Source organism: Pedobacter sp. 05L430, assembly GCF_056397585.1.
On the sequence record NZ_JBFTNT010000159.1, the window covers coordinates 1 to 10,534 of the forward strand.

The window sequence follows — 10,534 nt, forward strand, 5'->3', positions numbered from 1 at the left end:
TAGGAGACAAGATGTTATGAACTACACCTAAGTGGTTTTCTATTAGGCTATTAGATTTGTATTTATAACAGCTTAATCTTAGATTTAATAAACGTGTAGGTACGTTCTGTTTTTTTATGTACCATTGGAGATTAAAGGAGCGGGTGTTTGTTTTTATTTTAGAATACTAACTTAAAACTATAAACATGAATTTAATTGAAATGATAAAGAATGAAATAGGCAGTGATGCGATTTCTTCTTTAAGTCAGAAAGCTGGCGTAACCGAAGATCAGGTTCAAACAGGGTTTTCAGCAGGTATCCCAGCTATTCTAGCGGGCATCCTGAAAAATGGAGCCAGCGGTGATACAGGCTTTCTAGGCAATATCTTATCCGGTGTTACCGGTTCCGGCAGTAACCCTGCAGATTTATTAAATGATGATCAGGATTCTTTATTGGAGAAAGGCAAATCTTTGCTTGGTGGCTTATTTGGTGGCGATACAGGAGCAGTAACGGATGCGGTTTCCTCTTCAAGTGGTTTAAGTGGTGCAAAAGCTACAGGTTTGCTGGCCATGATTGTTCCATTAATTACAGGTTATATTTCTAAGTTAATGGCCAGTAAAGGATGGAATATCTCCGATTTATTAGGTAAGATCTTTGAAAGCAAATCGGCTATCGCTGCTGCACTACCAAGTGGTTTAAGTGATTCTTTAGGTTTGGCTAGTATTAATATCCCAAAAGTTGATATTCCAAAGGTTGAGATTCCTGCTGATGTAAAAATACCAAAAACAAACTATGTTACTCCTATGGAACAGCCTAAAGCGGGTGGTAGCTTTTTAAAATGGTTAATACCGTTGCTTGTTATTTTGCTAGGTGCCTGGTGGATTATGGGTAAATCTGGATGCAACAAAACAGAAATGACCACTGTTACAGATTCTTTATCGGCCAATATTGATTCGGCAGGTGCCACAATGGATTCTGCTGCCGGAGCGGTGAAAGCGGGCGCGGATGCCGCGGTATCTACTGTTGCAGGTAAATTGAACGAGGCAGGAGATTTTGTTAAGGATCTGGGTGCTAAAATTAGCAAGAAATTGCCAGATGGTACTGAACTTAGCATTGCTGAGAATTCTGTAGAGAATAGCCTTATTTCATTTATTGAGGATAAGAATAAACCTGTTGATAAAACAACCTGGTTTACATTTGATAGGTTGTATTTTGAGACTGGAAAGAGTACGCTAAAAGCAGAATCTCAGGAGCAATTGAAAAATATAGCTGCCATTTTAAAAGCTTATCCAAATGTGCAGCTAAAAATGGGTGGTTATACTGATAATATAGGCGATGCCGCTGTAAATCAGAAGATATCTAATGAAAGAGCGAATACTGCAATGCAGGCGTTGATTAAACTAGGTGTAGATGCCAAGCGTTTATCTGCCGAAGGTTATGGTCAGGATCATCCGATAGCGAGCAATGATACTCCAGAAGGCAGGGCTCAAAATCGTCGAATTGATGTGCGTGTAACGCAAAAATAATTCGTCATCTCCTTTGATTAACCAAAGGAGATGTCGAAAAGCGGAGTGAGAAGGCTTTAATAAAAAGACCCGATTGAATTTTCAAGGGCACTGAAAAAGTGGCTCGAAAATAACCGAGAGAAATAAAATTATGAAATAATTGAATTTGACCCTCTCAGGGTCGGCTACAGAAAATTTTAACTAGAAAAACTTCTTACAACTTAATGAAAATGGGGCAATTCATGATTTATGAACACTGCTCATGAATATCGATTAGAATTCCTAAATTCTTCTCGTCATAAATGCTTATGCCGACTATTTTTGTTGATAGCTTTTCAAGCTTTCCTCTTTCTTTCGCGTAACCCATAATTGTTGCAATATACCAGTTCTGGTTCAGAATTATACTATAGGTGTTATTGTGAAAGATAATGTCGGCAATTTGACAATTGAATATCAAGAGTTTAGAATTCTCTTTTTATCTTTGAACCCTAATACTTTACCAATGAGAACCGCTAAATTACTAACCCTCAATATACTGTTGCTTTTTAGTTTATTAATCACAGCAATAGTAAATCCTGTACCTGCATATGCTCAGGTAGTTGATAAAAGTGATCCTTCACCTTTAAAATTTCCAACTCCAAAAGGAATTGCCAATCTGCTTTTTTATTTACAGAGAGATCCTAACACCAACACAATCATCTGTGAGTTAAATGCAGATAAAAATGGAGAGGTAGACAGAAAAGAACCTATTCTAGTGTACTGGATTCGTTATGGGGATGAGGGCGAGAAAAAGGATTTAAGCTACATCCAAAAGAAATTTGCATATGGTATTCAGGCCAAAGAGATAGGTAAAGACCACTATGAACTAAGGTTTGTTTCGCATAAAAAACTGCCGATGTATTTGCTTAAATCTGAGAACGACAAGAAGTTCCACGTTTATGTAACGGTTAATAACAAAAAGATTCAGCTCGACAGGATTTTTGTGAGGATTGAAGGTGGTTCTTTTTGGTTGCCAAATGTTAAATATGTGGAATTAAAAGGCATAAATACAGAAAATAATGCTGCGGTTTTAGAAAGAATTAAAGTTTAGCTGCTCTTTAAACTGTACTTTCCTACTTCCGATCCATCGTCTTTAAGCATTACTAAATCCAGTGTTTTACTGTCGGCTTTTACTTTAATAAGCGTACGCTTTCCTTCCTGTGGCCCGCCGCCTATGATAACAGGGTAGGGGTGTTCTGCAGATGGTGGCCAAACGCCGTAGGTATGTGTATGTCCGGAAATTACAATGTCTGCCTTATACTTTTTAAACAGCGGCGCAAAGAGTTCTCTGCAATGCATTGGTCCATGCCAATCACCGGAATGATATAGGGGAATATGCATCATAACCACACGGAATTTTGCCTTCTTGTAAGCGCTTGATTTCATGATTTCTTCCAGCCATTTCGCCTGTTCTTTGCGGTAGCCATCAAAGTCTACTATTCCGGCATAAACGGGGTGATCATCAGGCTTGTCTTCGCCAGTATCTAATACGATATTGAAAACCGGGCCCCATTGGTAAGCGAAATATCCTTTGTCGTTTTTAGTAGAAAAATAATCTTTCAGTTCACGAGAAAACTTGCCTCTGGTTTCGTGATTGCCGCGGACGAACATAAACGGTTTTGTGCTTGCAAATACATCTGTAGATGGATTAAGCATGTGGTCTATGATCTGCTGTTCGTCTTTCTGAAAATCAAAAATATCGCCGTTGAAAAATACGTAATCGTAATCCTCGTTGTTTAATTTTAGCAGATGCGGGATTGATGCCGGGCGATCATGAATATCGTTTAGTATAAGCCATGAAACTGCCTCAGGATTTGCTTTTGGTGTGCTAAAGGAATAGGTTTCACTAGAGATGGTTTCTCCATATTTTAAGGAATAGGGCTGAAAGTCTGTGATTTCTTTAGATAATACACGGTAGCTGTATTTTGTGCCTGGTTTAAGGTCTTTTAATTTAACAAAGTTTATTCTGTTGTGGGCGTCAACCAGACCGTCGGTTACATTGTGGGCTTTTAGGTTTAGATTGTTCCCTTCGCCATATTCAATCCAGCTGTAGCAAAGTTTATTGGTAACCCACCTTATAGTCATGCCGTCTGCCGAAGGTAATTGCAAATAGGGTTTTGTTAAAAAGACATGCCCGTCTTCTGGGATGGCGGTAAAGGATTTAAGTACTTCGGCAGAACTGCTGCCTGGTAAAAAGGCAGCTAATGATCCTAGTATTCCTGCTTTTGATACATTGCCCAGAAACTGACGACGGGGTAATGCATTGATTTCTTTTTCCATAACAAATAGGGAGTATTTGATGGCAAGATACTAAATTGGAATATTTCTGTTTTGTAACATACTTGTATTTTTTACAAAAAAAGGTGTATCATAAATCATGATACACCTTTTTTTTTCTTAGAATCTTATTAACTATCTAACAGGCTTGCTGCAGCATCATCAAGAAACCAGGTTACACTACCATCAACAGGATTGACTAATTGTGAAGGATACAATTTTGTATTCTTTTTTGGCGCTTCGATAACGTGTTTTACAGCTTGTGCTTTGGTCTCACCAAAAACAAGGAAAGCAATGTTTTTAGCTTTGTTAATTAGCGGTGCAGTAAAACTGATTCTGTAGGTAGAAAGTTTTTCTACGAATACTGAATCTACCTCTACTTCCTTGTTGTCAAGAATAGATGTTCCAGGGAATAATGAAGCAGTATGTGCATCATCGCCCATTCCTAGCAGGATCAGGTCAAAAATGATGTCAGCACCATTAAAATGTGCAGATATAGCTTTGTTATACTCAATTGCGGCCTTTTCGGGAGCAAGGGTGGTATCTACATAAAATATATGATCAGCGGCAATATTTAAAGGATCTAGTATTGCTCTTTTAGCCATTAAACCGTTATAACTTTCGTGATTTGGCAATACATTGCGCTCATCGCCAAAGAAGAAATATACTTTAGACCAGTCAATTTTATCGCGGTATGTGGTAGCTAGTAATTCATATAAGGCTTTAGGTGAGTTACCACCTGTAAGTACAAAATTAAAGCAATCGTTTTCTGCAATTGACTGATTGGCAATAGTTACTATATAGTCTATCAGATCCTCAAATAATTCGCTTTGAGTTTTATAAATTAATAAATTCATTATTCTTTATTTAGTGGTAATGCAAACCAGTGGAAACCGTCTCTGGCAATCAGCGCTTCGGCGTCTTCTGGTCCCCATGAATCTGCAGTGTAATTAGGGAAGCTTAAAGATTTTTTGCTTTCCCATGCGTTAACAACCGGCATTAACAACTCCCATGCAGCTTCTACCTGATCGGCACGCATAAACTGGGTCTGATCGCCTGTCATAACATCTAATAAAAGGGTTTCATAAGCCTCGGGTGTTTCTGAGCTATAGGTTCCTTTGTAGTCAAATACCATGTCAACTGGATTCAATACCATGTCTAATCCTGGTCTTTTACCTTGTACCTGTAAACGGATACTCATCTCAGGCTGAATACTGATGATCAACCTGTTTTGTTGCCAGTGCTCGGTTACTCCGGAAGGGAAAATATGATGAGGTACATCTTTAAACTGAATGGTAATTAATGAAGAGGTCTGGAACAAACGTTTTCCTGTACGTACGTAAAAAGGAATTCCCTGCCATCTCCAGTTGTCTACAAAAAACTTAATTGCAGCAAAGGTTTCAGTATTTGAATTGGCATCTACCCCAGTTTCATGTCTGTATCCAGGTACTTCTTTACCTTCTACCCAACCTTTAGTATACTGACCTCTAACTGTGCTGAAACGAATGTCTTCAGAACTAAACGGACGCATTGCTTTTAATACATCCACCTTTTTGTTTCTGATCTCATCTGCATCAAAGTTTACTGGTGTTTCCATACCAATTAAACAAAGTAATTGAAGCAAGTGGTTCTGAATCATGTCTCTTAACGCACCAGCACCTTCGTAATAGCCCCCTCTATCGCCAACACCAAGTTGCTCTGTTACAGAAATTTGAACGTGATCTATATAAGTGCGGTTCCAAAGCGGCTCCAAAAATGAGTTTGCAAAACGAAAGGCCATTATGTTCTGCACGGTTTCTTTACCTAGATAATGATCTATACGATAGATCTGTTTCTCGGTAAATATGCCGGTAAGAATACAATTTAGTTCTTTAGCTGTTTCAAKATCTCTTCCAAAAGGTTTTTCGATTACAATACGGCAGTTGTCTTCAGTTCCTGCTAATCCATAATCTGACAAGCACTTAGCAATAAGTGGGAACAGGTTTGGTGCTACAGCAAGGTAATAGATAACCTGTGTTTTAGGACCAAACTCTTTCTGAAGTTTCTCTATGCTCTTTTTAAGCAAACCAAAGCTTTCTGGAGTCTCTACATCAACAGAATTATAAATAACATTTTCTGCAAATTTGTTCCACTTTTCCTGCTTTACTTTTCCTGATCTTGAGAATTTGTTTACGCCGTCCATTAGGTTCTCTCTGAATTTGTCATCAGTAAGCGGCCTGCGGGCAGTTCCAATGATGGCATACTTTTCAGGCATGTAGCCGTCTGTGTATAAGTTGTAAAGAGCGGGCGCAAGTTTGCGCAAATTTAAGTCACCGGTACCGCCAAAAATTACTACAATGGTTGGGTTAACGTTGAGGCTAGTTTTCATTAGAATGTTATTATATCCAGTGTGGGTTGTGATTTAATTAATTGTTCTCGTTCCAATCGGCATGGAAAATACCTTCTTCATCAATGCGCTCAAAAGTGTGTGCGCCAAAGAAATCTCTCTGTGCCTGGGTTAGATTTAATGGTGATTTATCAGTTCTAAGGGAATCGTAATAGGTAAGTGCAGAGGCGAAGCAAGGAATTGCAATGCCATTTTTTAATGCTGTGATCACAACATTTCTTGTGCCCGGAATAATTTCTTTTAACTGATTTTGGATGCTCTCATCTGAATATAGATGTGGTAACTCCGGTTGTTTTTTGTAGGCCTGATAAATATCTTCAAGTAGCACCGCACGGATAATACATCCGCCACGCCAGATTTGAGAAATTTCTTTCAGGTTAAGCTCATATTTGAATTCTGCTGAGGCCTGTTCCAATAAATGAAGTCCCTGAGCATAAGAGGTTATCATAGCAAAATAAAGCGCTTGCTCTAACTGTACTTCAAACGCTGCTGCATTTTCAACTTTAATTTGCTGATGCGGTAATGCTTGTGACAGTGCAACACGGAGTTCTTTGAATTTTGACAGATCGCGTGCGCTTACCGATTCATTTATAGTTGGAATAGGTAATTGCAAGTCCATAGAAACTTGCGAAGTCCATTTTCCTGTGCCTTTAGATTTCGCCTGATCTTTGATGACATCAATCAGGTAGCCTCCGGTTTTTTTATCTTTAACTTTAAAAATATCGCGGGTTACTTCCAGTAGGAAAGATTTTAACCTGCCATTGTTCCATTTTTCAAATGTGTTGTATATCTGCTCATTGTTATAGCCAAGTACGTTCTTTAAAAGGTCGTAAGTCTCGGCAAGAATTTGCATCATTGAATATTCAATACCATTGTGAACCATTTTCACAAAGTGACCAGAAGCACCGGGGCCAATATATGCTACGCAAGGATCGCCGTTAACTTTTGCAGAAACAGCCTCTAGAATAGGTTTTACTGCGTTGTAAGCAGCTTTATCTCCACCAGGCATCATGCTTGGTCCGAAACGGGCACCTTCTTCGCCACCAGATATACCCATTCCAAAGAAGTGGATGCCCTGGTCTGAAAGCTCAATCGCTCTTCTGCTTGTGTCAGTAAAGTGAGAGTTTCCACTGTCGATGATCATATCGCCTTTATCAAGTAAAGGAACAAGTTCCTGAATTACGCTGTCAACAATTTTACCAGCAGGTACTAAAAGCATAATCCTTCTTGGAAGTTCAAGGCTTTGTATAAAATCCTCTAATGATTCAAATCCTTTTAAGTTATGGGCCTTACCATCTTCTTCAAGCTTTTTAAGCATGCGGGCATCCTTATCATAACCTGTAACCTGAAAGCCATTATCGGCCATATTAAGCAATAAATTTCGGCCCATGGTTCCAAGACCGATCATTCCTAAAGTGTATTTATTCTTCATTATTTTATTTGTCGTTAGGACGAGTTGTGTATACGTGATATTTTTCGGCAACTTCCCAAAGTTTAGCACCGCCTTTGATGCCATCTTTATTAGTTACCAGATGAATGTTATGATCAAGCTCAAAGGTAATGTGCTTTGAATTTCCACCACCTATATATAATGTGTCGTAATTGAATACTGTTTTATAGATCTGTATGATACGTTCTAAACGTTCGTTCCAGTCTTTTTTTCCAATTTTTTCAAAAGCTTTGGTTCCTATGTAATCATCATAGTCCTTTGTTTTTGTTACCGGTAAATGAGCAAGCTCAAAATGGGGGAGTAGTTCGCCGTCAAATACCAGCGCAGTACCAAAACCGGTACCTACTGTAAATACGATTTCGAAGCCTATGCCACTTACAATTCCAAGTGCTTGTTGGTCGGCATCATTAATAAGCCTTACAGGTCTGTTAAATAAATTACTTACCTGTTGGGCAAGATTAACATTGGTCCATTTGTTTTTGGCCAGGTTTGGAGCTGTTTCTACTTTACCGCATTTAACATATCCGGGAAAGCCGATTGATATCCTGTCGAAGGTGTCTTCGAGCGATGATACCAATTCTTTAATGGTTTTAATAACTTCTTCCGGTGTTGAGTTTTTTGGGGTAGGAAGTTTTTTAAATTCAGAGAGCAGATCTCCTTTTGAACTTAATATACAGGCTTTGATGCTGGTGCCACCTATATCTATCGATAAAATGTTGTTTCCGCTTTCTTTTTTTTGCTTAACTGGCATATCTGTTTTGTGTAAGGGGCCTGTTTTTAATATAATTCAAAATAACAAATTTTCATTCATTAAAAAGGACATGTTTATGTATTTATATTTTAATAATTACTACAACGTGATAATTGCAGCATACATGTAATATATATGTATAAAGTTTGCGGTTTCATATGCCTKAGGATGATGGCTATATGCTGTTACGTAAACGATTGTTACGATAACGTTATAGTATGGGCGTATGGGTTAAATAGGGCTTATTTGGCAATCGAATGCACTTATGTGATTTTGTGTAAAAAAAATGATGTAAAAGATTTGGAATTTAAATTTTCTTTCGTATTATTGTTATAGATAATCGATTTAGCACCATAAGTCATTGTCGGGAAACCAAATACTAACCTAATAAGCCAAACTATGAATCAAACTTTTACTAAAAAGCTATGTAGTGAATCCTCACGACATAATCACAAATTTTTTCTTGGGCATAACATGCCAATTTTAAATGCTGAAGCTGGGCTATGCAATCTATTGGTTGCGGAGATACCTAGCTAAATCGTTTTAAAAATATTTTAAATTTTTTACTTGTTGCTGTTCAATCTGCTCGATTGGCAGGCGATCTGGCGTACGTGTATCTAAAATTTAATCTATTAGTTTCTATAAAATCAAATTAAAAAAGGTTTTCAATCAGTTAATACTTAATTATCTGTTATGCGCTTTATTGCAAATATAACTTTCCTGGGTTTGTTGTGTTCATCAACATGTTCTTTTGGCAATGCCGCTAGGTCTGCCTGTGTGTCGGATATTTCTTCTTTTAAGATGAGTTTCCAACAACAGACTGATTCTGCTGAAGAGGATTCTGCCAAACTTAAAGTAGACACTACACGCTTCCAGCCTAAGTCCAAGAGGACCGTTTTTTCGGCTTTAGAATCTAAAGGAAATGATATCGATCCTAAAAAGCTCGCTATTTTTCCTGCGATTACATTACAGCAGTATTTAAAAGGTGAGGCCGCTGGCCTTTATGTTCAGGAATCGTCTGGTGAGCCAGGTACAGTTCAGAACATGTTTATCCGCGGAACATCACAGCCGCTTGTATCGCCACGTGAACAATTTGCTACGCAGCCGCTAGTTGTTCTTGATGGGATACCGTTAGTTGGTGAGCATCCTTTTGCTTACGACATCCAACAATTTAAATTTGACAGAATAGGTCCGGCAACAAATACACTTGCCAATATCAACATGGATAATATAGAATCTGTGCAGATATTGAAGGATCTTGGTGCTACATCTGTTTACGGACCAAAAGGAGTTAACGGAGTAATTTTGCTAACGAGTAAAAGGAACTCGACAATTAGAAAAATAAACTTCGAATCGTATATAGGTTTAGCACAGCCTAGTGCGGTAACTACTATAAACGGTAAGTTCGAGAACGACTTTAGAAGACAATTTTACAATAAGTATACTGCCAATGGTAGTTACTCTGATAACGACTCTTATCCTCTTTATTTAAGTGACTCGTTAAACAATGACTTTTATGGACCATCTAACTGGAACGACAGTTATTATGGTAATGCACTTGCTTATTCTGTGAACGCCGGAATTTCGGGTGGTAGTGATAGAGCTAACTTCCGTTTTGGGGTGGGTACAACTACCAGCGGGGGCGTTGCAGACAATACTGGTGCAGATCGCTATAATACTCGTTTTCAGATTAACATGAGGCCAACTGAATGGATGGCGTTTACGGCTATTATTAACGCGAACCGTGTTGACCGTCAACGAAATAAGAATGTTAGAGATAGGTTGTCACAAGTGAACTACATACCTGATTTAAGTTCGCCAATTGCCMCTAATAAGTTAAAATATGGTGAATATCTGGATCAATTTGACAAAGGATTTGATGACAACAGGTMTAATATTGTAGAAGGATTGGTTAGTCTGGGTATAGATCTGGGCAGATTTAAATTCAATTCTACTTTCGGATTGGATCATAATGAGGGCTACAGAGATATATTCTATCCAAGAACGTTGCTGCAAACAACAAACTATGCCTCAAATTATTATGGGTACAGTAGAAGAGTGTTTTTTGATAATACGGCAACGTATGATCTGAAGATTAATGATGTACATACATTTAACTTCGTTGTAGGTTCTTCATTTCAGTATGA

General features: G+C 38.2%; 9 protein-coding genes. 3 read left to right on the forward strand and 6 right to left on the reverse strand.

The window, feature by feature from the left end; genetic code table 11:
* The first annotated feature begins 185 nt into the window (after positions 1-185).
* A complete protein-coding gene (locus AC1DG9_RS17835; protein ID WP_172663732.1) occupies positions 186-1,505 on the forward strand; it encodes an OmpA family protein in 1,320 nt (439 codons plus the stop codon).
* Between the two features lie 226 nt (positions 1,506-1,731).
* On the opposite strand, the gene AC1DG9_RS17840 is transcribed toward AC1DG9_RS17835, so the two are convergent.
* Positions 1,732-1,941, reverse strand: coding sequence for a hypothetical protein (locus tag AC1DG9_RS17840; protein ID WP_477634985.1), 210 nt, complete (start codon positions 1,939-1,941; stop codon positions 1,732-1,734).
* A gap of 45 nt (positions 1,942-1,986) precedes the next feature.
* Here AC1DG9_RS17840 and AC1DG9_RS17845 point away from each other — a divergent pair, with 45 nt between their 5' ends.
* Positions 1,987-2,574, forward strand: coding sequence for a DUF4833 domain-containing protein (locus tag AC1DG9_RS17845; protein ID WP_172663731.1), 588 nt, complete (start codon positions 1,987-1,989; stop codon positions 2,572-2,574).
* On the opposite strand, the gene AC1DG9_RS17850 is transcribed toward AC1DG9_RS17845, so the two are convergent.
* The 5 genes from AC1DG9_RS17850 to AC1DG9_RS17870 form a co-directional block, all read right to left on the reverse strand.
* Positions 2,571-3,803, reverse strand: a complete 1,233-nt coding sequence (locus AC1DG9_RS17850) for a purple acid phosphatase family protein (protein ID WP_337715103.1) — start codon at positions 3,801-3,803, stop codon at positions 2,571-2,573. The two genes, AC1DG9_RS17845 and AC1DG9_RS17850, sit on opposite strands and share 4 nt — an antisense overlap.
* A gap of 128 nt (positions 3,804-3,931) precedes the next feature.
* On the reverse strand, positions 3,932-4,657 hold the full coding sequence (pgl, locus tag AC1DG9_RS17855; RefSeq protein ID WP_172663729.1) for a 6-phosphogluconolactonase: 726 nt from the start codon (positions 4,655-4,657) through the stop codon (positions 3,932-3,934).
* Positions 4,657-6,168: a glucose-6-phosphate dehydrogenase gene (gene zwf / locus AC1DG9_RS17860; protein WP_477634986.1), complete on the reverse strand. Its 1,512-nt coding sequence runs from the start codon at positions 6,166-6,168 to the stop codon at positions 4,657-4,659. Before zwf ends, pgl begins: the two co-directional genes overlap by 1 nt.
* A gap of 37 nt (positions 6,169-6,205) precedes the next feature.
* Positions 6,206-7,618, reverse strand: coding sequence for an NADP-dependent phosphogluconate dehydrogenase (gene gndA, locus AC1DG9_RS17865; RefSeq protein ID WP_337715100.1), 1,413 nt, complete (start codon positions 7,616-7,618; stop codon positions 6,206-6,208).
* 4 nt (positions 7,619-7,622) lie between these two features.
* Positions 7,623-8,387 carry an ROK family protein gene (locus AC1DG9_RS17870; RefSeq protein WP_172663727.1) on the reverse strand — a complete coding sequence of 255 codons (765 nt, stop codon included), beginning with the start codon at positions 8,385-8,387 and terminating at the stop codon, positions 7,623-7,625.
* A gap of 801 nt (positions 8,388-9,188) precedes the next feature.
* On the opposite strand from AC1DG9_RS17870, the gene AC1DG9_RS17875 reads away from it, so the two are divergent.
* Positions 9,189-10,534, forward strand: a 1,346-nt coding sequence (locus AC1DG9_RS17875; protein ID WP_477634987.1) for a TonB-dependent receptor plug domain-containing protein, incomplete at its 3' end; no start/stop codon positions are given.